The organism is Psychrobacter sp. NPDC078501 (assembly GCF_044900935.1).
Lineage (GTDB): Bacteria > Pseudomonadota > Gammaproteobacteria > Pseudomonadales > Moraxellaceae > Psychrobacter.
On record NZ_JBJDOS010000002.1, the window covers coordinates 559,075 to 581,466 of the forward strand.

The following is a 22,392-nucleotide window of genomic DNA, read 5'->3' on the forward strand; positions in this document are numbered from 1 at the left end:
AAAGCACTATATTAGTGTAGATTTTGTAGACCATTACTAATATGAAAGATAGTGTAGTAAAATGAAGTATTGATTCATTATAAAAATAGAGCGGATTCATGAGTGATACCAAAAACAACTTAACCCATGAGCAATTTATTACCACTGCTATTGAGGCCATTAACACAGAGATATCTGCATTAGCATTACTAACAGAGCAGATTGACGACAGATTTGCACAAGCATGTGACATTATTTTGACTTGTAAAGGTCGAGTGGTAGTCACGGGCATGGGTAAGTCGGGGCTAATTGGACGCAAGATTGCAGCGACCTTCGCCTCAACTGGCACGCCTGCTTTTTTTATGCATCCTGGTGAAGCAGGGCATGGTGATTTGGGTATGCTTGTAAAAGGTGATGTGCTGCTTGCTATTTCAAACTCAGGTGAGTCAGATGAAATCAAAATGTTATTGCCAGTTGTTAAGCATCTAAATATCCCTCTCATCAGTATCAGTCGTGATAAGCGCGGTATGCTACCACGAGCAGCTGACATTGTATTGACGCTCGGTCAGTCGCAAGAGGCTTGTCCACTTAATCTAGCGCCTACCTCCAGTACGACAGCTACTTTAGCGCTCGGGGATGCGTTAGCGGTGGCTTTAGTACACGCACGTAATTTTACTTCTGAAGATTTTGCATTATCACATCCTGCTGGTGCCCTGGGTCGTCAGCTATTGACGCGTGTCGAAGATTTGATGCATACCAAGTCAGAAGACTTGCCTTTGATTCATCAGCAAGCCCCATTGCAACAAGCTTTGTTTACCATGTCTGCTGGGCGATTGGGCATGACAGTAGTGACTGATGATAACAATAAGGTCGTCGGTGTGTTCACAGATGGTGACTTGCGCCGAGGGTTAGAAAAAGGCATCGACCTACAAACGCCAATGCATGAAGTAATGGTTAGCAATCCACGCCATATCAGTAAAACGATGCGTGCGTCAGATGCGCTAAGTGTCATGAATGAGAGTAGTATTAGCCAGTTATTGATTATTGATGATGAAGATCGTTTAGAAGCTATTATTACCGTGCATGATTTGCTGCAAGCTGGTGTCAAATAAGGTTTGTGAGTTGCCGTTGAAATAGTTAAGCTATATAGAATAACGCTTCGAAAATAAATATTAAAAAGAGACAAATAATGCAGGACTTGATACAGAAAGCTGGACAAGTAAAACTATTGGTCATGGATGTCGATGGAATTTTATCCAATGGTCAAATTATCTATGATGCCAATGGTGTCGAGACCAAAGCGTTCTCAGTACAGGATGGTGTGGGTGTTAAGTCTCTAGCCCGTTACGGTATTTTAACAGCCATTATTACCGGCCGTAGTAGTGCCATGGTGAATAAGCGCGCAGCAGAAATGGGCGTCAACCATGTGGTGCAAGGCCGTGATGATAAGCTTGTTGCGCTAAACGAGCTGCTGTCTTCTCTAGATCCTGCCATGAATATCACTGCGGCCGACTGTGCCTATATGGGTGATGATTTACCAGACATTAAAGCGATGCAAACAGTAGGGTTTGCGGCAACCGTACCTAACGCGCATGCTGAAGTCATCAAGCGCAGTGACATGGTAACGACTCGTGCTGGCGGTACTGGAGCGGTGCGCGAGATATGTGACCTTATTTTAAAAGGTCATGGACATTATCAAGACTTTATCGCGCATTACACGCTTGATAAGGCACTAACTCAGGATAACCAGTCGTGAATACACGTGTCTTAATTGTATTAGCCTTAATTATTGCTGGTATCGCGGGTTGGTTTTTTCAGCAGCAAGGCGACGTAACGCCGCCAGTCAACATCGAAACGACAGATGTCGATTATGAAGCCACGGATATCAAAGCTGTACAGACGAATGAGCAAGGCGAAACCGAATACGAGCTTACTGCTGAATCTTTGACACATAATCCTGAGACCAATCAGGATGAAATGTCAGGCATTACCATGAATTGGGAACCATCTGCAGAGCAACGCTATCGTATTCAAGCGGGCAGTGCAGCTATTAGTCAACAGACAGGGGAGCTTAGTTTATCAGGTGGATTTACACTGGTGAGCGAAGGCAATAAGAGTACCCCTGATATCGAACCAATAAAAGTAACTGGTAGTACGCTAAAAGGTAATACTAAATCAGGCAAAGTATACAGTGACGCGCCTGTGAAAATCGAACAAGGCATGAATCGATTTGAAGCCTCTAGTATGACTGCCAATCTCGAGACGGGAGAATATGAATTTGGCCAAGTGGCTGTTGCCTTTTCTCCATCTGAACGCCAAGATAAAGCATTATTTTAATCAAAGTCTTTCTTATTTACCGTATCAAAAAATAGCAGCTAGCATAAAGTTTGCAAATCCTACCACCTATTATGAAATGAGTTATTTATATGAAACTTAAATTTTTGCCTACTTTACGCGCATCATCACTCTGCTTGCACAAATTGCGCGCAATGCCAATGGTGATGTTATTGGCGCTACCGCTATATAGTCATGCATTGCCATCAGATTCTAATCAGCAGATCAAATTGCTAGCGGATAAAGCCACTTATAGTGAGCGTACCGGCGTGACCAGTTATGCAGGTAATGTCATTATTACTCAAGGTACGTTTAAGATGACGGCCGACAACATCACGGTCAATCTATCTCAGCAGCGTAGCATTAACTCAGCGGTAGCAACTGGCCGTCCAGCGACTATGCAGCAAGTAGTCACGCAAGAGAAAGGCTTGGCAAAAGGGCAGGCTAATAAGATTGACTACAACGCAGTGTCTGGAATTATTACACTAACTGGTAATGCAAAACTGGTTCAAAATGGTGCAAGCTTCGCTGGTAATGTTATCCGTTATAGCCTAAAAGCAGGTGATGTTGAAGCAACCGCTGGTGGTAATCAGCGCGTTGAATTGGTATTCCCGCCTAACAATGGTACAAACCAAAGTGGCGTACGTTAATCCAAACAAACAGGCTATGAGTAAATAAGTCTGCCTTTAGCAATGCTTAAATTTTGTGAAAGTAAGAGTAAGTTATGAGCGATGATAAAAATCTAGACCTATCGGCATCAAATACCAATACGGCGCCCGTCGCTCGATTGACTATGCAAAATTTAGGCAAACGCTATGGTAAACGTTGGGTAGTCAAAGACGTTTCATTTTCTGTCGAACAGGGTCAAGTCGTCGGATTGTTGGGACCTAACGGTGCGGGTAAAACAACTAGCTTCTATATGGTGGTGGGACTGGTCAATATGGATAAGGGCCGTGTTACGCTAGGTAAAATGGACTTATCTAAATACGCAATGCATGAGCGTGCGCGTGCGGGTATCGGCTATCTACCGCAAGAGGCATCAATCTTTCGTAAATTATCTATCGAAGACAATATCTTAGCTATCCTACAGACTCGCACAGAATTAAGTAAAGCTGAACAGCAGCAAGAACTTGAAAAGTTGATTGGCGAGTTCCATTTAGAACATGTGCGCAAGTCTCAGGGTATGAGCGTGTCAGGCGGTGAGCGTCGTCGCTGTGAGATTGCGCGAGCATTGGCCGCTGATCCTAAGTTTATCTTATTGGATGAGCCTTTTGCAGGGGTAGATCCTATCTCTGTCGGTGATATTAAAGACGTTATTTTGACGTTAAAAAATCGTGGCATTGGCGTTTTAATCACGGATCACAATGTTCGAGATACACTGGCTATTTGTGAGAAGGCTTATATTGTATCAGAAGGCGCTATCATTGCAGAAGGTACTTCGGCTGAAGTGTTAGAAAATGATTTAGTAAAATCTGTTTATCTAGGTAAAGACTTTCAAGTATAAGTAAGAGCGTTAAATTTTTTATCTCATACTCTATTTTATATAGTGCGCTCAAAACACAAAGGAGCCGTTGAAGTAGAGTTATGCTGGTATGGATTTTCCTTACTTCCTATGCATTTTGCTTTCCAAACGCTGCGTAAAATTTATACCAACAGTTTTGTATTTTCTGATTAACTAATAGAGCTGGCTAAAACTATTTTATATAGAGCTTATAAGCCAGTTACTACTTATATCTACAATTAATATCTCTACAATTAACATCATCCTCTTTCAAGTACAGCTTGCAAAACCAATGGCTGACTTATCATGACAAATATTTTTGAATCAGCGCTTATAAAGCGTGACAATACTTTCTTCATTATTCTCGATTGATCCTCTGAATAAGGCTTATAAGCTATGGCAAAAAATAAAAGCAGCTATGTCTGTCAGCATTGTGGCGCGCATTTTGGTAAATGGGCCGGGCAGTGTACGGATTGCGGGGAATGGAATAGCTTGGTCGAAGCTCCAAATGTCAGCATGCCCCATCATAACAAGAGCACCGCGAAGCCCAATAACGCACGAGCTGCTACTCGTGGTACCAGTGCGCCAGCTGGTAACTACTCTGGTACTCACAGTGCTGTTATGCCGCTTAATGCAGTAAGTGTGACGCTCGACACGCGCCTACCAACCGGTATCAGTGAGTTTGATCGCGTACTCGGCGGTGGACTAGTGGCAGGTTCTGTGGTGTTAATTGGTGGTGATCCAGGTATTGGTAAATCAACGATTCTACTGCAAACGGCAACCAATATGGCACGGGCGGATTCACTAGCAGGTAGTGCGTTATACGTGACGGGTGAAGAGTCACTTGCACAGGTGGCCATGCGAGCCAAGCGATTAGACTTGCCTGCTGATAGACTGCGTGTACTGGCCGAAACTAACGTAGAAACCATTTGTGCTGCATTAACGCAAGAGCAGCCAGCCATTGCTATTATTGATTCTATTCAGACGATTTATACGGACGCTATCAACTCTGCGCCAGGTGGTGTCAGTCAGATTAGAGAGTCTGCGGCGATTTTGACGCGCTATGCTAAGCAAACAGGGACAGCGCTATTTTTAGTCGGACATGTAACTAAGGAAGGTACGCTAGCAGGTCCGCGAGTATTAGAGCATATGGTTGATACCGTACTTTATTTTGAAGGCCAGTCTGACTCGCGTTTTCGTATGATTCGTGCGGTCAAGAATCGCTTTGGTGCGGTTAATGAACTGGGTATCTTTGGTATGACCGATATGGGGCTCAAAGAAGTCGCCAATCCATCAGCGATATTTTTAAGTCGTTATGACAAACCTGTTGCAGGTTCTGTGGTGATGGTCAGTCGTGAAGGTACAAGGCCGTTGCTAGTAGAGGTGCAGGCCTTGGTTGATGATTCACAAGGTTCGCCTAGAAGGATGGCATTGGGTCTAGATTTCCAACGTTTATCCATGCTATTAGCAGTGATGCATCGTCACGGTGGAATACATACCAGTGGACAAGATGTCTATGTCAACGTCGTTGGTGGCGTCAAAGTCATAGAGACAGGATCTGATTTGGCTGTACTGTTGGCCTGTGCTTCAAGTATTAAAGAGAGAGCGCTACCATCTTCATTAGCAGTATTCGGCGAAGTTGGTCTATCGGGCGAAATCCGCCCAGTACCTAATGGACAAGAGCGCCTGAAGGAAGCGATGAAACATGGATTTAAGCATGCCATCATTCCAAAGGCCAATGCACCTGCTAAAGATGCGCCTCAGTTTAAGGGTATCAATGTGATTGCTGTTGAGCGACTCGATGATGCTATCGAAAGCGCATTTGAGTTATAAGGTACATAGGACTAATAGTACTTCGTTTTGACTAGCTTAGTCGCTACTATTAGCATAGAGCGATAAATATAAACCATAAAAAAAGCCCAACTAATGATTAGTTAGGCTTTTTTGCTATATGGGCTAGCAATATTATTGGTCTTTAAAACTGATATCTAAAATTAAGGTCCTGCAACACGCTCAATAGCAACGTTACCCACGCCTTTACTCGTAATACCGAGTTTTTTGGCAGCACCATAAGATAAGTCTAATACACGGTTACCATGGAATGGGCCGCGATCGTTCACTTTTACCACGACACTTTTGCCATTAGTCTTGTTAGTAACTTTGACATAGCAGTTCAATGGCAATGAGCGATGCGCTGCAGTTAAACCGTTCATATCGAAAGTTTCGCCACTGGCAGTCTTGCGACCATGAAACTTACGACCATACCAAGACGCAAGACCAGTCTGCTTAAATTTGCTGACAGAGTTAGAGGCAACAGCTGTTAGGCGCTCTAATACATCTTCATCATTGGTAACTTGTGTCGTATCATTGGCTAACAATGAGCTGCTAAGCGCCAATGAAGTTGGCTGACGGGCTGACTTTACCAAACTTGATGCACCATCATGTTGACGGCTTAATTCACCAAGTACACGGTCAATGTGGGAGGCGTTATCTTGCGAAATCATAGCAAGTGTGGTCTTTGCTTCTACAGCATTTGCATTGGTAGCGACTGCAGAGCCAGCAAATAACATTGCTGACATTGTAAGTAAACCAGATAAACGCTTGTTCATAAATACCTCTATAACTTATACATCAAAACCTAACTCTAAATATTTTAGATTGAGCATGGCATTAATCTATTGTTTTCATATTGATTAATGAATGGCTCTTATAGATATTAATATATGGTAATTTTTCATTTCATTATCATCAGTATTCAGCAGAAATAGAACTAAAGTGACTGACGATACGCTTAAATGATAGTTAGCGATAAGCATTGAATACAAAGTCCAAAATCAGGACTAAGTGACAATGTCACTATATGTCGTATTTACATGATGTGCGATATACAAACTTCTTTAGAATGCTACGTTAATAAAAGGTTCAGAGGACATCGCGTATCGCTTTGTTATCAAACCGTTAATTAAGTAGTGTATTTGAAAGTCTGGAATCTACAAGATGCTAACTATACGGCTACGCTACAACCTAAATATATTTAAATGCAAAGTTTATTAGTAGCTATGTACGGGTTATGTATCAGAGTACAGTAAAACGAGGTTAACGCAATTTTTTGTAAAAAACAAGGAATAAAATCTTTCTAGACTTATAGGTGGTTAACTTATATTGGAAATTATGCCTACTTACTACTAAAAATAAGAGGCGCTAAAACGAACAATTATTTCAGATTTGTAACTAGTATAGTGATTAATACAAACATACATTATATGAAAACCATTAAAATAAAAAAGCCATAGCGCTCAGAATAAAACTCCTCTTCGCGCTATGGCTGATCGTCTTTTATCAAATCATTAGTAGTATAAAACAATTTATCTTAATGGTACTACCATAATTATTACAACGACTTACTCGAAAGTCGATCTATACAGAAAGTATCTTATCCCAGTTAGCCAGATTTATGTGTATGGATAGACATGAGCAAGCCAAATCCTGCCATCAAAGTCACGATAGCCGTACCACCATAACTAATGAATGGTAGTGGAACACCTACGACAGGTAAAATGCCGCCAACCATACCAACATTGACGAATATATAAACAAAGAAAGACATGGCGATAGCACCAGCCAACAATCTGCTGTAAACATCAGGATGAGTGAAAGCGATATATAAGGCGCGTGATAAAAGGCAGAAATAAATGAACATCAGTAGCATCACACCGAGTAAACCAAACTCTTCGGAGAAGGCGGCAATAATAAAGTCAGTATGGCCCTCTGGTAGGAAATGTAGGTGTGATTGCGTGCCTTCCAGATAGCCTTTTCCAGTGAGACCACCAGAACCAATGGCTGTCTTCGATTGAATGATGTTCCACCCAGCGCCTTGTACATCTGCTTCAGGATTAAGGAGTGTCAATACCCGTGTACGCTGATAGTCGTGGAGCAAAAAGTTCCAAGCAAAAGCAATAAATGGCACAGCCAAAATTACAGCAGCAGAAATCAATCGCCACGAAAGGCCTGCTAAGAAAAGCACAAATATGCCACTAGCAGCGACCAGTAGTGACGTACCAAGATCAGGCTCTTTGGCAATTAATAGCACTGGTACAATGATTAATGCCAAGGTAATAGCAATGCTAGACGCTGACGGTGGCAAATCACGCTTAGATAAAAACCAAGCACACATCATTGGCATGCCCAGCTTCATGAACTCTGAAGGCTGCACACTACCGAACCCAGGCAAGTTGATCCAGCGCTGAGCACCCATACGTACTTCACCGATAATATCTACCAGCACTAATAATATAAGCCCTAAGACATAAAATATGGGCGTGAAAGTACGATAGAGACTGGGCGGTATCTGCGCCATGGTAAACATCACAGCGAATGCCACACCATAACTGACCATTTGGCGAATGACCATACCAATATCTTGGCTGGCGGCGCTGTATAGAATCGTCAGACCAATGCAACAAACCGTCAATAACAGTAAGGTTAACCATGGGTCGATATGAATGCGTTGCCATAGTGTCGGTGCGTGACCTTGACCCAAATGATGGCTTTGACGTGAAAAACGATATTGCGGGTTAGAAGACATAGGCAGAATTTGGCTAACAATTGGTGTAGGAGGGAAGTACTAACTAAATTAGCTCATTATAAATAATGATGAGAAGCGTACTTAAAAGTACCGACTTTAATAAAAATATGCGAGCAAGCAATGGCTATATAATTCACAAATAATAATAAAGTCACTCAATTATAAAAGTTGTAAGGATAAGTGTTAATTATCAATATTGGACTTCAAATTAGAAGCGATAGTTTAGCCTGCTTGTTGAAAATTTGATAGTATCGATAAAACGTTTTTAGCGGTAGTTTCTTGCAATGATAAAATCAAAAATCCATGCGTATAGGCAAATTTGCCAACCTATTATTACTCTTATCTTATGTGCTGGCAGTGTCAGTGCCCATGCCGTTATTATCAGTGACGATAGTGAACGCCGTATTCAAATACGTCACAGTAGCAGTACAAGCAATAACAGTAATGCGTATATAACGCCCTCTACCAACAGCTCATATCAGCGTCCTGGTGTCACCATGTTGAGTGGTGCGAATGCATCAAATGGCGACAGTATGCAAAACTTGATTGTACAAAAGCAGCGTGATTTCGAAATTGATGCTAGATTGTCCATTGAAGAAAACAAACGTGTGAATGTAGTGAGACGCGGTACTACTTATAGTACAGCAAACAACACCTACAATGGTGCTTATAACGATTCTATGAATATGGACTTTAACGCGTGGTTAAATAGCAATAGCTATCGTGCCAGACAGGTAGCAGAGTATGAACGCTATCTTAGCGCACGAGTCGGGTCACAGAATGTACCGCCACTGTCGCAACTGCTGACGACTGCTCGTAGCTGGAGTAAATGCGGGTATGAGCCGTATCAATTGCCACCTCAAGAGCTATGGTCTAACATTGTACCAACATTGCGCCTTTATAGTGAGTTGAAAAACCAAGGTATTTTACCACTCAGCAGTGAGATACGTTCGGTATATCGTAACCCAGGTTTGAATGACTGTGCAGGCGGGGCAGACAGTAGTAAGCATATGAATGCAAGTGCTATGGATATCTGGGTGCCTGAGTACGAAGACAATCTATGGCGTTTGAGTACCATGCATGATGGCTTATGTCAGTTTTGGCAGTATCAAGGGCAGCCTTATAACTTTGGCTTAGGATTATATGCGACGGGAGCTATTCATTTAGATACTGATGGTTATCGTAAGTGGGGGTTCAATCACGCTAGTAGTTCTTCTTCTTGCCGCTATTAATTGACTTGTCAAGAATCGAAAGTTTGAATAAATATAAAGTTAGCCGAGATAACACTAGATATATATTCATTTTTATATATACTATTCCGGTGTTTACTAAAAATAATAATTTTGTAATTATTTGGTAGGATTTATAGGCTAGACGCATGAGTTCATTAAAAATTTGTTTGGTCTTTAAAAACTATGCTTTAATAATATGTGTTATCAATCGCCTTTATATTTTCATGGCTTATAAAGAAAACCACCAAATTTACTTTAAGCGAAAACTATGAAAAATCAGCGCTCGACAATGAAAAGCTATCATAAATTAAATAACGAGAAACAAAGTTTTTTGCACTCTAACTATATGTATGGTGCTTTGTTTACTTCTGCACTTATGTCGGTATTGCTGATTAGTGCGTGTAGTACAGAGATGTCCTCTGAAAACAATATGATAGTGACGGATAAGGCTGATAGACATATACAAAGCTCTAAAGAGATAGAAGATAGTATCAAGAACTCTTACGCTCGTTTAGCCTCTAAGCGCTCTGATGTCTGTCCAAAATTAATTCAAGAAGAAACAGGTAATCAGGTTATCGAACGTATATCAGAAGTCATGGTAAATGACTACTGTGATTATTTCTTATATCCGCGAGAGGGTCAGCGCCTCAATGTTAAAGTAGATAACCGTCAAATAGAAGCATTATTAATTGTGCCGACGCTACATAACTTTGCCAATGGTAATTATAAAGTGACGTCTTATGATAAGCATGTTATCCGTTTGAGCTATAACGGGGCTACCCATAAGCCTGAGCATTTTGTCTATGATGTTGCGCTAAAAATTTCTGATGCCAAGTATTCTTAATACTAAGCATTCCTAATATTTCACTTTTTATTTAAAGATTATACTAATTCAAATATTTAAATGGACATATTATAAGCAGTATTCTTTACCATTTATAATACGTCCGTTTGATTGATAACGCTTATTTCTAATATTGCTTCCTAGCGATTTATTTCTTACTGGTTTTTTTTGCCGCTTTCTTTTCTTTCCACGGATCTTCTTGTCCAACCGTAACTATCAAAAAGTTATCAGGTTTTAGCGTATCTCGCATGGTTTGATTGACCTCTGAAAGTGTGACTTGATCAATGCGATTGGTATAGTCAGCTAAGTAGTTATTCGGTAATTGGTAAAAGTTCATCATTCCGAGTAAGCCATTAATACCAGCATTGCTTGCAAATCCCATCGGAAAGCTATTTTTCAAATTATCTGTAGTTAAGCGCATCTCCTCATTGGTGATACCCTTGTCCAGCGTTTCGTTGATAACCGCTAGGCTTGCATCAATAGCCGCACGCGCCTTGTCATTACGTGTTGAAAAACCAACCTGATAGGGACCTCGAGAGAGCATTGGGTTCATCGATCCTGAGATTCCATAAGTATAGCCAAGGTTTTGTCTCACCTCAGTCATTAGTCGCGCATTAAAATCACTGCCAGCCATGACTTCGTTTCCAACAGCAAAGTTGGTCTGCTGCTGCTGTGCTATTGGGTCGGTAGCTCGTTTACTACCCAGCTGTCCCATGAGTACAGTGGTTTGAGTGCTTGGAAATGGAATATGAACGTGCTGCGCTTTGGTAAGCGGTTTCGGCTCAGGTAAATCAGTGGCAGCTTGGCCAGCGGGCAATTTAGCAGTGATGTCTTCTGCCAGTTTTTTGGCTTGTTCTAATGTCAGGTTGCCAGTCATAGCAACAGATGCGTTTGCTGCTACCAGATATTTGTTTTTAAAGTCTATCAGTTGCTGTTTCTCAATCGTAGGAACGCTTTCTAGCGTGCCGACTGATGGATGCGCGTAAGGGTGAGTACCGTACAAAGCATCATTGAAAGCGATACTTGCTAGGCTATTGGGATCTTGTTTCTGTTGCTGTAGGCCGACCAACAGTCTTGCTTTATTGCGTGCTAGAACTTGCTCGTCAAACGTAGGCTCACTTACCATCTGTGTCATTAAATCAATGGCTGGCAGGAGATGCTTGTCATCGGATAAGCTACGTAGTGAAACGATGAACATATCCTTATAGGCGCTACTGCTTAGATTGATGCCCAACGTTTCCACTGCACGTGTAAATGCGTTTTCATCTAGACTTTTTGAGCCCTGTTCGAGCATCGTCGCTGTCATATTAGCAATACCAAAACCTTCTTTTTTGATACTACCATCACGCGCGCTACCAGCATTAAAACGCAAATCAACATCGACGATTGGTAAGGTGGTCGTTTGTACAAACATAACAGGTACGCCTGACTTGGTCTCAAACTGCTGAATGGTCGGTACGGTGACTTTTAAAGGTTTGTCATCATCTAAGCTGGTTAGCTTAGATAGAGCAGCAATTGGCGCACTTGCATCGACTGCAGTAGGTGCGCGGTAATCTTCAGCAGCTGTTGTATCTGCCTGCGCGGTAGTAGCTAAGACGTTAAAAGCAAAAACTACGCTAGCACTGAGGTAGGCTCGCTTTGTAGATGCTATAGTGCCTTTTATAGAGGATGAAGCAGTCTTAAAAGATTTTTGTCTTGCTTTGGAGTCGTATTTATTCTGAATCATGAGTTTCTTCTTATTAAGAATACGGTGTTATGGTCATTTCTATGAGACGTTTGATAATAGGCAGCGACTATTTCGCTGAGGTTTTATTGTCTTTAGGTGGCACGACATGCATCACCGTTAAGTTGTCCTTGACCAAATATTTTTTACTGGCAGCCTGAATGTCAGCCACACTGATACCGTCGAGCTTAGCTGGCAGTTTAGCAAGCAGTCTGTCATCTAGATCGATAGACTGTAACGAGCCAATCATACGCGCTTGTCCTTCCATGCTGTCTTGTGCATAGATCAAACCAGTAACCGTATTGGTCTTGGCGCGACTGATTTCATCATCGGCAATAGGATCGGTTTTTAACTTTTCTATTTCCGAAGTTATAGCTTGTTGTGCTTGCTCTAAGCTGACGCCTTCACGAGGTGTGGCTTGAATCAAAAACAGCCCATCTCCGCGATCTAACAAGTCGTAAGAAGTACCAACCGTGGTAAGCAGACCTTGCTCACGTATCAGTCGACTCTCTAAGCGTGCAGATAAGCCGCCATCGAGTACATCTTGAGCGAGTGACAGGGAATAAGCTTGTTTTTCATTGTTGGTGCCTGCCGTGGCAAGGCTTGGCACGTTGTAACCCATCAGTAGAACGGGTACTTGTACGGCTTGCTCAGAGTTTACCTTTTGATAACCACGGAAGCCTTTTTGAGTCACAGAAGTACGTTTGGGTAGGTTGCTTTTTTCTAAATCACCGAAGTAACGTTTGACTTGAGTAAGTACTTCTTGTGGTTGCACGTCGCCGACGATGACTAACGTTGCATTATTTGGTGCATACCATATCTTATACCAGTCTTTTAAATCTGAAAGTTTGATCGATTCTAGCTCGTTCATAGGCCCAATAACAGACTCACCCTTTGGGCTGTCAGGTAAGGCCAGCAGACGAAATGACTCATACGCTTTGGCAAGGGGATTGTCATCAGTACGTTGGCGACGCTCTTCCATGACCACTTGATGCTCTTTGGCAAATTCTTTTTCATCGAATATAAGGTTTTTCATGCGATCTGCTTCAAGCTCTAACGCTAATGGCATACGATTGGCAGGGAACAGCTCGTAGTATCCGGTATAGTCATAGCTGGTAAAGGCATTGTTGACGCCGCCAAACTTAGCAATTAGCCGCTCATAATCATCACTAGAAACATTGGTCGTGCCCTTAAACATCATGTGCTCGAGTAAGTGAGAGATACCACCTTTATCAAGAGGCTCATCTGCCGAGCCCACTCTGTACCAGATTTGTGTCATAGCTACTGGGGCACGGTGGTCTTCTTTTATAACGACTTTTAGACCGTTTTCTAACTGATATTCATGTCGACCTGACATGTCCATTGTCAACTCGGACGGCTGTGTGTCTTTGCTCGTTTTATTTTCATTTGATATATTTTGAGCCGAGCTATCGGTTGCGATTGAGCTTGTCACGGTTGTAGAATCAGTAGGCATTGTGTTGGTTTGACAGGCAGCAAGTGACGCTGCTACTGCTAAGGCACAAGCCATGCGTAATGGCGCAGCTGCTAGAGGTAAAGGCAATGGCATGGTATGGTCTACTTATATAAAATAATAATAGAAGAATTAGATGCTAATCATAGTAATAAATGGCATTACAAAGAGGTCTGAGCACCAACCATAACACTAGCAGTTGGTCTAAACTCTTGCGTCGTGGTGCAACCTGTCACCAATATAGTCGTCGTTAATAAAACAGCCACACTGATGCTGCTGATTTTTTTATAGTGCTTAGAGAATAATGACATAACGGATTCCTAATAAGTATTTATCGAATAAGTCTTGGTAGAGTAGGCGAAGTCTGACAAGTAACAGGTCAGAATTTTGTGTCCAAACCTTAAGCAAAACTTTCTCAAACCATTGAGTTATTTTTTAAATAGATAAATTTTGACGATAGTCCAATAGGGTAAGGGCTGAGCATGACTTGAATTATGCTAAAATAGGTCAAAATTAGATGTCATGTCGTTCGTATCCAGATGACAATATGCAAATCCATTAACAATAAACAAATAATTAATCGTGATAACTTTTAGGGCAAACTTATGAACAACCCAAACAATAGCAACCGCGTAGTCATCAACCTTGATGCTGGTCTTGACGACTTAGATGACGATGATATTACCTTACCCAGTCTACCGGTGCAATCTGTGCCCATTATTGATGAAACAGAGAGTGTTGCTCCACAAAAGGACAGTACGGTAAACCAAGACGTCTCTAGCAATGACGCTGCAGAAAATATTGCTTTGGCCACGCCAATTGTCATGACAGAAGAGCATAATGTCCCTAAAGGTGACTCTGAAAGTTTTTCGAACGCTACAGAGACAGCCGCTACAAGTCAAACTAATACTGCGTCGACTATTCCTGCTATGCCGTTGCAAGAGCAATTGGGTGATACGCCAAGTGTAAACCCAGTGGCTGACAATGACGCACAGGCAGCTACTAGCAAAGAGTCTGCTACAGAGTCACAAGAGACTAAAGAAAATAAGAAAAAGGGCAGCTGGTTCAACCGTATGAAAACGGGCCTCAGCAAGTCACGCAAAAACTTAGCCGAAGGTATGGTCAGTATCTTAATCGGTGGTAAAGAGATTGATGATGAGCTATTAGAAGAAGTCGAAGATCAGCTACTGGTAGCGGATATCGGCGTCAACGCGACGAACCGTATCATCAAGAGCCTTACCGAGCAGACAGATCGTGGTGACTTGATTTACGCACACTCTCTATATAAAGCATTACAAAGTGAGTTGGTTGATATCCTCACACCAAAAGTTGAGCCATTGGTGATTGATACTAGCAAAAAGCCGTTTGTTATATTGGTAGTAGGTGTCAATGGTGTAGGGAAAACTACAACGATTGGTAAGCTTGCCAAGCGTCTGCAGGGCGAGGGTAAATCAGTCATGCTGGCAGCGGGTGATACGTTCCGTGCGGCAGCTACTGAGCAGTTACAGATTTGGGGCGAGCGCAATCATATTCCAGTGGTAGCGCAAGGTCATGGTTCTGACAGCGCTTCTGTCATTTTTGATGCGATGCAGTCAGCCAAGGCAAAAAATATCGATGTGCTCATTGCCGATACTGCGGGACGTCTGCAAAACAAGACACATTTGATGGCAGAGTTGGAGAAGGTCGTACGTGTCATGCGTAAAGCGGATCCAAGCGCCCCGCATGAAGGTATGATTGTGCTAGATGCTGGCACGGGTCAAAATGCTATCAACCAAGTCGAGCTGTTTAATAAAGTTGTGCCGCTAACGGGCATCACTATTACTAAGTTAGATGGTACTGCTAAAGGTGGCGTGGTATTTAATATTGCCGAAACGACAGATGTGCCTATCCGCTATATTGGTGTGGGTGAGTCGATTGATGACTTGCGTTCTTTTAGTCCGAAACAATTTGTCGCCGCTTTGTTCGAGACCGATGATAAAGAATAAGAGAGCCAGTTTTATCTGGTAAATCATTTTTAAAAGAATAGGGAAGTAGACGCTATGATAGTTACCACAGCAGCCTTTGGGTCACATCGATTAACACTGATTGCTCGTGTCAACGAGCATGGTCAGCCTATGCTCGTTGAAGCCAACTGGCTGCTGGCAGGTAACTCATGGCATAGCTCAAAATCTGTACCTAAACTTAAAAAGCACTATGATCTGACAGATGAAGACTTTACTTTTATAGATAGAAATAGCCTAAGCATGAATGAACCTGCTCAAGCATTATTAATAGAAACGATTTCCCAACTCAAAGACTATGCTGATGGTAAACGTAAGACATTGGATTTGCCTTTAGACTTCTCTATGGGTACTGAGTTTCAGCAAAGAGTATGGCAGGCACTGCAAGGTATTGAGTATGGCGAAACGATTAGCTATGCCACATTAGCAAAGCGTGTGGATAGTCCAAAAGGATTTCGCGCGGTTGCGCAGGCCAATGGCAAAAACCCTTTTAGCATTATCGTGCCTTGTCATCGAGTGATTGCAAGCGATGGCAAGCTTGGTGGTTATACAGGCGGGCTAGATAAAAAAGAGTATTTACTAGCACTAGAAGGAAGTTGGACGTAAAAATGAGTCCAAACCTGTCTTAATAAAAAAGGGCCAAATACTTTTAGTATCTGGCCCTTTTTACTGAACAATTAATACGCTTATGCTTCAAGCTGAGCCATGACTTCAGCAGAGAAGTTCACGTTAGTATAAACTTCTTGCACATCATCAGCATCTTCTAGCATATCAATCATCTTTATGATTTTTTCAGCATCATCGACATTGTCGATCTCAGCCGTGGTAGATGGTGACATAGTGACCTCGGCGTTGTCAGAAACAAGACCAGCCGCATTAAGGGCATCTTGGACTTGACCGAAACTTTCCCATTCTGTGATAACGAGTAAGCTTTCGCCATCATTTTCAATATCAACGGCGCCCGCATCTAGTGCAACGAGCATGACTTCATCTTCTAAGCTGACATCGTTAAAAGTGATCTCGCCACGTTTAGTGAATAAATACGCCACTGAGCCTGATGTGCCAAGATTACCATCATTCTTGGTAAAAGCATGACGTACTTCGCTGACCGTACGGTTAAGGTTATCCGTCATGGTTTCGACCAATACAGCCACACCACCAACACCATAACCCTCGTAACTGACTTCTTCCATATTCTCATTATCACCGCCGCCTGTACCACGGTCGACAGCACGATTAATCGTGTCGCGCGTCATATTGACGGATAGGGCTTTTTCGATAACGGCACGTAAGCGTGGGTTTTTGTCAGGATCGGGATCGCCTTGTTTGGCAGCTGAAACGATTTCGCGAATAATCTTGGTAAATATCTTACCCCTTACTGCATCCTGACGGGCTTTACGGTGTTTAATATTTGCCCATTTTGAATGGCCTGCCATATAACATCCTTAAGTTCTACGTACTATTTTTATGGGTAAAAAAAGTGATCAACAACAACCTTCGATATCTGATTGCCTGATTTTATACTATCATTACTTTGTCTATTTGAGGTAGTAGCGCTACTGGCACGTTAATGATTTGTATGTTGTTGAGAGTGCTTTTTTGCTACACTGTGGCAACTTATAGATTGTATTCACTGTGATAGGTGAGCGATATTATAAACCAGTTTTAGCTATTTTGACCAACTTGCCCTTATCCATCACATTTTAAGTCATTGCGTGATATCAAGCCATTGATTTTATAAAGTACTGATTCTATGAAGCAACCAACCGCCGAAGCTCTTACACACTTGCGTAACCGTACGCATATCATTATTGAAGGCACAGATACTCGTCTGGGTAAGCTCTTTGATATTGTATTGCTGATTGCAATTTTAGCCAGTGTGGCCGTCGTCATGCTTGATAGTGTGCTATATATGCGTTTGCAGTATGGCACGTTGTTCTTTTATGCAGAGTGGTTTTTTACCATTTTGTTTACTATTGAGTATGCGTTAAGGCTGTTTTCAGCACCCAACCGCTTACGCTATGCTTTTAGTTTCTTTGGGATAGTAGACTTACTGTCTGTATTGCCAAGTTATTTGAGCCTAATGTTTGTGGGCGTGCAGTATCTACTCGTGATACGGGTATTACGTATTTTACGTGTGTTCCGCGTTCTTAAGCTCAAAGCTTATATGCAACAGGCTGGGTTCTTGGCGTCTGCATTAAAAACCAGTCAACAGAAAATTACGGTCTTTTTCTTATCGCTTGTATTATTGGTAACCATCTTTGGTTCAATTATTTATGTCGTAGAAGGGCCGGAAAATGGATTTACCAGTATTCCATTGTCTATCTACTGGGCCGTTGTTACGATGACGACGGTTGGCTATGGTGATATGTCACCCAAGACACCGCTCGGCCAAGCAATTGCAACCATGGTCATGATCACGGGTTATTCGATTATTGCTGTACCAACAGGTATTTTTACGTCAGAGCTAGCACGTAACATGCGTCCACAGTTGAACCCAGTGACTTGTCCAAACTGTGGTAAATTCGGCCATGCAGTAGGGGCAGACTTTTGCGATCGTTGCGGACACGCGCTACATATCTAGAGATAGATTTAATCGTGACAGTCAGTATACTTACTACGCATCGATATATTCATCAACCAGTGGTGACAGGTCGATCTCGACGCCTAGATTGACCAGATTCCAATATTGTCCTGATACAGTACGGTCTAGCATCATAGTGGTAGCTGAGGGTTGAAACTGACCAAAGTACTTCAAAGACGTACGCATCTGTGCAATGGCCTCGTGATGTACTTGGCTACTCCCAAAATCAAATGCGCCTTCTTGATAGGGGCTAATGGATAAAGGTTTGAGTCCGATTGATAGCCACTTTTCATAAAACTCACCAGGGATGTTCTTGTCATCTTCGCGGCGAATATCTAGCGCAATCAAATCTTGCTCAAGTGCAGTGACATCACCTCTTAGTGCATGTTTGACAAAGCGTTTAAATAGCTGTACTTCGCTATCACTATAACTGCGGATACCCCCAAAATCATAAGCCACGACACTGCCGTCATGACGGAACGCGAAGTTACCTGGATGAGGATCGCAGTGCATACGGTATAAGCCAAATAGCTGCCCTGCGGTAAAATGAAATAGGCGCTCTGCTATTTTTTGTTTGACGTCATTGTCCCATGTCGCAGCGACAGTCAATGTCTCTCCCATCTCTTCGGTCAGCGTTAAAATCCGTCTAGAAGAATGGCTGCTAATCACTTTGGGAATAATAAGGCCTTCATCTTCTGCATGAAAAGCGCCGAATACTCGTAAGTTATGAGCTTCTTTGACATAGTCCAATTCATCATGCAAGCTCTGGCGAATCTCATTAAAAAGCTGCTCTTGTAGTTGCTTACTCATATTGAGCACGCCAGCGATTTTTAATGCCATACGTACTTGTTTGAGGTCGCTATCACAGTTTTCATCAACATCAGGATACTGGACTTTGACCACCACTTTTTGACCAGATGGTAACGTCGCTTTGTGCACTTGTCCAATGGATGCTGCGGCAAAAGGTGTCTCTTCAAACTCGCTAAACAATTCTAAGATCGGCGCTTTTAGTTCGCGTTCAACTTGGGCTCTTATCTGCGCATACGGCATTGGCGGCGCATCTTTCTGTAGCTTTTCGAGCGCTGACGCAACCTCAGGCGGGAACACATCCTTATATTGTGAAGCAATCTGTCCGACCTTCATCACTGCGCCTTTCATCTCACCCAACGTTTCGGCAATTTGAACACCCACATCTTGCATCAGATCTGAGCGAGCTTGCAGACGTTTCTCTTCGTCACTTGAGAGATGCTTAAATGAGTTTTTGGCGGCTTTGCCAGCAATACTCGCTGTCATGCCAGCGAGTTTCATAAAGCGTTTTCCGGACGATTTTGCCATTCATGTCACCGTATAATGGGTTGTTTACTCAGTCGTAATTCTATTATTTTAGTTGCAAGATTACTGTTTGACTAATGTGTGAAGACGCGAGTAATTATTTATAAAAAAGTAAGCGCCGTCATATCATTTGTTCGTGTCAACTGCATACATATTGCTCAACCAGTAATCAAGCGCCATTTGATAGCCTAATTGTCCCAAGCCGCAAACAACCCCGACCGCAACGTCACTTAGATATGAATGATGACGGAAAGGCTCACGGGCATGAACATTGGATAAATGTACTTCTATAAATGGCTTTTGGGTAGCCAATAGCGCATCGCGCAGAGCCACTGAAGTATGCGTAAATGCAGCCGGATTGATAATAATAGCATCGACTTGGGCAGATTTATCCGCCAATAATCCATAATGCTGAATGTCATCTACTAACTTACCTTCATGGTTGGACTGTATGCATATTAACTCTACATCGTGACGAGCGGCGTGCTCAACTAATTGCTTTTCTATATCGGCAAGTGTCGTATGACCATAAATGTGCGGTTCTCGCTTGCCTAGTAAATTTAGATTTACGCCATTTACCAGTAGTAATTTATGAGTCAGTATTTGATTTGAATTTACGTTAGTCGATTGTTCGGCTGTTTTTGAGGGAGTGGAGGCGGTCATAATGGTCTCGGTAACTATTGGGCGGTGTTAATAATTTATTATAATATAAGAATAATCTAAGGTGCGCGGCGTTAAGCTAAAATGGCTTCAACGCATTTTGCTCTTTATCATAACAGCTTGCCAGCTAGGTTATAAAAATTTGTCTAAAAAGATTATTTAGATATCAAAAAGCATATTAAAAGTCTTTATGTTGCTAAAAACCCGTGCTATGATATTTTTTATGCAATAAATATTGCAAGTTTGTTGCTATCATCAAGTTTCGTGACGATAAGGGCGTTTAGCAAATTCGTTATAGAAGTATTATGTAGGTAATTAAAGTACTGCATAGACGATGATAAGTAGAGTAGTAATACTCTTAATTTTTGATTTCATAATCTTAGACCCTGTTTATATGCAATGTCGCAAAGGAAGCTAGGGCTAAGCGGACTTTTTTAGGAAGTAATATTATGTCAGCTCGTGAGCAAGGTATCGTTAAGTGGTTTAATGACTCAAAAGGCTTTGGTTTCATTCAACGTGACAGCGGAGAAGATATTTTTGTCCATTTCCGCGCGATTCAGGGTGATGGCTATCGTTCTCTAAAAGATGGCGAAAAAGTTGAGTTCAGCGTAGTAGAAGGTGATAAAGGTCTTCAAGCTGAAGAAGTCAGAAAGATAGAAGAGTAATTTACTCAGACATTAAAGCGGTTTAGTTATAATGTCTGTACAAACTACTGATATACTACTGAGTCAAGCCCATCTTATCTTACCTATGTTGAGTGAACTGCAGCATATTTGGTAGGATTGGATTTGGGCTTGGCTTTTTTTATGCCTATATGTCTGATGGCTTTCCCCAGACTTGATAAAGCTACTCTTACTGATTACGGTTTAAACGCTACATTTGACACTATAAAGGTTCATTGTGAGCCTATTTATAACTAATAAAATACAAGCAATTCATTTAAAAGGATATTTTTTTGAGCAATTTTACAACGTTTACTGATTTGCCACTTTCAACAGCGACCCTGCGTGCAGTAAGTGATCTAGGCTTTACTGAATTGACACCCATTCAAGCAAAGATACTACCGCATACATTGGCACATCAAGATGCTATCGGACAAGCACAAACGGGCACAGGGAAAACAGCGACTTTTCTACTGACTATTATGGAAGCCTTGCTTAAGCGTCCATTTACCAACGACGAAGAGCGTTATCTTGGTGAGCCGCGCGCTGTGATCATGGCGCCAACTCGCGAACTGGCTCAGCAAATATTTGATGACTGTATTGCATTAACCAAATATACCTCGCTACATAGCGTCTGTATTATGGGCGGTACTAACTATGAAACTCAGCAGCATGAGCTTGAACGTCAATACGTTGATATCTTGGTAGCGACGCCTGGCCGTCTAATTGACCTTGCTAATAAAGGCATGGTGTATCTAGATAGAGTAGAGGTACTGGTACTTGATGAAGCCGATCGCATGTTAGATATGGGGTTCATTCCTGATATCAAGCGCCTAGTTGGACGAATGCCTGCCAATACCGATCGTCAAAGCTTGTTGTTTTCTGCAACCTTTAACCAAGATGTTATGAATTTGGCCTATCGTTGGTTACATGAGCCTCAGTTTGTTGAAATTGAGCCTGAACACAAGACCAGCGAGTTAGTAGATCAGCATTTTTATTTACTGACAGAAGACCAAAAGCTAGACGCCTTGCAGCGTATTATCAGTGATGAAGCAGTAGAGAAGGTCATCGTCTTTGCCAATCGTAAAGACCAAGTAAAGCGTCTGTATCACAAACTGCGTCAAGCGCATAATATTGTAATGCTCTCGGGCGATGTCATCCAGCAAAAACGTGAGAAGTACTTACAGCGTTTCAAAGATGGTCACGCGTCTATCTTGGTGGCGACAGATGTAGCAGGGCGCGGTATCCATGTCGATGATATCAGCCATGTGGTTAACTTTACTTTGCCTGACCAACCAGATGATTATGTACACCGCATTGGTCGTACGGGCCGTGCAGGCCAGACAGGTATTAGTATCAGTTTTGTGAGTGAGGATGATGCCTTTAATATACCGGCATTAGAGAAGCATTTAGAAACCAAGTTTACGCTTGAACAATGGCAGGAATAATTGCTATAAACTGAGCACTATTTAACAAGCAAAAGCC

The 22,392-nt window shown here is 42.1% G+C and carries 20 protein-coding genes and 1 pseudogene; 13 read left to right on the plus strand and 8 right to left on the minus strand.

What is annotated here, in order from left to right; genetic code table 11:
* The first annotated feature begins 98 nt into the window (after positions 1-98).
* The 6 genes from ACI2IW_RS05290 to radA all read left to right on the plus strand — a co-directional run bounded on the left by ACI2IW_RS05290 (position 99) and on the right by radA (position 5,647).
* On the plus strand, positions 99-1,091 hold the full coding sequence (locus tag ACI2IW_RS05290) for a KpsF/GutQ family sugar-phosphate isomerase (RefSeq protein WP_341609220.1): 993 nt from the start codon (positions 99-101) through the stop codon (positions 1,089-1,091).
* Between the two features lie 77 nt (positions 1,092-1,168).
* Positions 1,169-1,735: a KdsC family phosphatase gene (locus ACI2IW_RS05295; protein WP_404692911.1), complete on the plus strand. Its 567-nt coding sequence runs from the start codon at positions 1,169-1,171 to the stop codon at positions 1,733-1,735.
* The gene (lptC, locus tag ACI2IW_RS05300; RefSeq protein ID WP_057760443.1) at positions 1,732-2,316 is read left to right on the plus strand and encodes an LPS export ABC transporter periplasmic protein LptC; all 585 of its coding nucleotides are present in this window, start codon (positions 1,732-1,734) and stop codon (positions 2,314-2,316) included. Before ACI2IW_RS05295 ends, lptC begins: the two co-directional genes overlap by 4 nt.
* Before the next feature lie 152 nt (positions 2,317-2,468).
* Positions 2,469-2,963, plus strand: a complete 495-nt coding sequence (lptA, locus tag ACI2IW_RS05305) for a lipopolysaccharide transport periplasmic protein LptA (protein WP_404692993.1) — start codon at positions 2,469-2,471, stop codon at positions 2,961-2,963.
* A 143-nt stretch (positions 2,964-3,106) separates the two neighbouring features.
* Positions 3,107-3,817 carry an LPS export ABC transporter ATP-binding protein gene (gene lptB / locus ACI2IW_RS05310; RefSeq protein WP_379544987.1) on the plus strand — a complete coding sequence of 237 codons (711 nt, stop codon included), beginning with the start codon at positions 3,107-3,109 and terminating at the stop codon, positions 3,815-3,817.
* Between the two features lie 393 nt (positions 3,818-4,210).
* The gene (gene radA, locus ACI2IW_RS05315; protein WP_102094543.1) at positions 4,211-5,647 is read left to right on the plus strand and encodes a DNA repair protein RadA; all 1,437 of its coding nucleotides are present in this window, start codon (positions 4,211-4,213) and stop codon (positions 5,645-5,647) included.
* 161 nt (positions 5,648-5,808) lie between these two features.
* Here the strand turns inward: radA and ACI2IW_RS05320 are convergent.
* Both ACI2IW_RS05320 and rodA read right to left on the minus strand, forming a co-directional pair.
* A pseudogene (locus ACI2IW_RS05320) lies at positions 5,809-6,150 on the minus strand (septal ring lytic transglycosylase RlpA family protein); the annotation flags it as partial.
* A 1,106-nt stretch (positions 6,151-7,256) separates the two neighbouring features.
* Positions 7,257-8,399 (minus strand): rod shape-determining protein RodA, encoded by a 1,143-nt coding sequence (gene rodA, locus ACI2IW_RS05325; RefSeq protein ID WP_057760433.1) that lies wholly within the window; start codon positions 8,397-8,399, stop codon positions 7,257-7,259.
* 284 nt (positions 8,400-8,683) lie between these two features.
* Here rodA and ACI2IW_RS05330 point away from each other — a divergent pair, with 284 nt between their 5' ends.
* Together ACI2IW_RS05330 and ACI2IW_RS05335 are read left to right on the plus strand one after the other, a co-directional pair.
* Complete coding sequence (locus tag ACI2IW_RS05330; RefSeq protein WP_404692912.1) at positions 8,684-9,631, plus strand: D-Ala-D-Ala carboxypeptidase family metallohydrolase; 948 nt, start codon at positions 8,684-8,686, stop codon at positions 9,629-9,631.
* Between the two features lie 268 nt (positions 9,632-9,899).
* Positions 9,900-10,475: a hypothetical protein gene (locus ACI2IW_RS05335; protein ID WP_404692913.1), complete on the plus strand. Its 576-nt coding sequence runs from the start codon at positions 9,900-9,902 to the stop codon at positions 10,473-10,475.
* Between the two features lie 148 nt (positions 10,476-10,623).
* Here the strand turns inward: ACI2IW_RS05335 and ACI2IW_RS05340 are convergent, their stop codons facing one another.
* The 3 genes from ACI2IW_RS05340 to ACI2IW_RS05350 form a co-directional block, all read right to left on the minus strand.
* Positions 10,624-12,201, minus strand: coding sequence for a M16 family metallopeptidase (locus ACI2IW_RS05340; protein ID WP_404692914.1), 1,578 nt, complete (start codon positions 12,199-12,201; stop codon positions 10,624-10,626).
* 67 nt (positions 12,202-12,268) lie between these two features.
* On the minus strand, positions 12,269-13,765 hold the full coding sequence (locus tag ACI2IW_RS05345) for a M16 family metallopeptidase (RefSeq protein WP_404692915.1): 1,497 nt from the start codon (positions 13,763-13,765) through the stop codon (positions 12,269-12,271).
* Positions 13,766-13,830: 65 nt separating this feature from the next.
* Positions 13,831-13,980: a hypothetical protein gene (locus ACI2IW_RS05350; RefSeq protein ID WP_156410696.1), complete on the minus strand. Its 150-nt coding sequence runs from the start codon at positions 13,978-13,980 to the stop codon at positions 13,831-13,833.
* A 762-nt stretch (positions 13,981-14,742) separates the two neighbouring features.
* On the opposite strand from ACI2IW_RS05350, the gene ftsY reads away from it, so the two are divergent.
* Both ftsY and ACI2IW_RS05360 read left to right on the plus strand, forming a co-directional pair.
* Entirely contained in the window at positions 14,743-15,654 is a 912-nt protein-coding gene (gene ftsY, locus ACI2IW_RS05355) for a signal recognition particle-docking protein FtsY (protein ID WP_227526712.1), read from the plus strand.
* A gap of 54 nt (positions 15,655-15,708) precedes the next feature.
* On the plus strand, positions 15,709-16,275 hold the full coding sequence (locus tag ACI2IW_RS05360; RefSeq protein ID WP_404692916.1) for a methylated-DNA--[protein]-cysteine S-methyltransferase: 567 nt from the start codon (positions 15,709-15,711) through the stop codon (positions 16,273-16,275).
* A gap of 80 nt (positions 16,276-16,355) precedes the next feature.
* Here the strand turns inward: ACI2IW_RS05360 and ACI2IW_RS05365 are convergent, their stop codons facing one another.
* On the minus strand, positions 16,356-17,105 hold the full coding sequence (locus ACI2IW_RS05365; RefSeq protein ID WP_057760423.1) for a YebC/PmpR family DNA-binding transcriptional regulator: 750 nt from the start codon (positions 17,103-17,105) through the stop codon (positions 16,356-16,358).
* A 317-nt stretch (positions 17,106-17,422) separates the two neighbouring features.
* Between ACI2IW_RS05365 and ACI2IW_RS05370 the strand changes: the two genes are divergently transcribed.
* Positions 17,423-18,253 (plus strand): ion transporter, encoded by an 831-nt coding sequence (locus tag ACI2IW_RS05370; RefSeq protein ID WP_057760421.1) that lies wholly within the window; start codon positions 17,423-17,425, stop codon positions 18,251-18,253.
* Positions 18,254-18,286: 33 nt separating this feature from the next.
* On the opposite strand, the gene ACI2IW_RS05375 is transcribed toward ACI2IW_RS05370, so the two are convergent.
* Both ACI2IW_RS05375 and aroQ read right to left on the minus strand, forming a co-directional pair.
* Positions 18,287-19,588, minus strand: a complete 1,302-nt coding sequence (locus tag ACI2IW_RS05375) for an ABC1 kinase family protein (RefSeq protein WP_404692917.1) — start codon at positions 19,586-19,588, stop codon at positions 18,287-18,289.
* Between the two features lie 123 nt (positions 19,589-19,711).
* Positions 19,712-20,248, minus strand: coding sequence for a type II 3-dehydroquinate dehydratase (aroQ, locus tag ACI2IW_RS05380; protein WP_404692918.1), 537 nt, complete (start codon positions 20,246-20,248; stop codon positions 19,712-19,714).
* A 446-nt stretch (positions 20,249-20,694) separates the two neighbouring features.
* Between aroQ and ACI2IW_RS05385 the strand changes: the two genes are divergently transcribed.
* Entirely contained in the window at positions 20,695-20,910 is a 216-nt protein-coding gene (locus tag ACI2IW_RS05385; protein ID WP_057760416.1) for a cold-shock protein, read from the plus strand.
* Positions 20,911-21,200: 290 nt separating this feature from the next.
* The gene (locus ACI2IW_RS05390) at positions 21,201-22,355 is read left to right on the plus strand and encodes a DEAD/DEAH box helicase (protein ID WP_379544462.1); all 1,155 of its coding nucleotides are present in this window, start codon (positions 21,201-21,203) and stop codon (positions 22,353-22,355) included.
* Positions 22,356-22,392 lie beyond the last annotated feature (37 nt).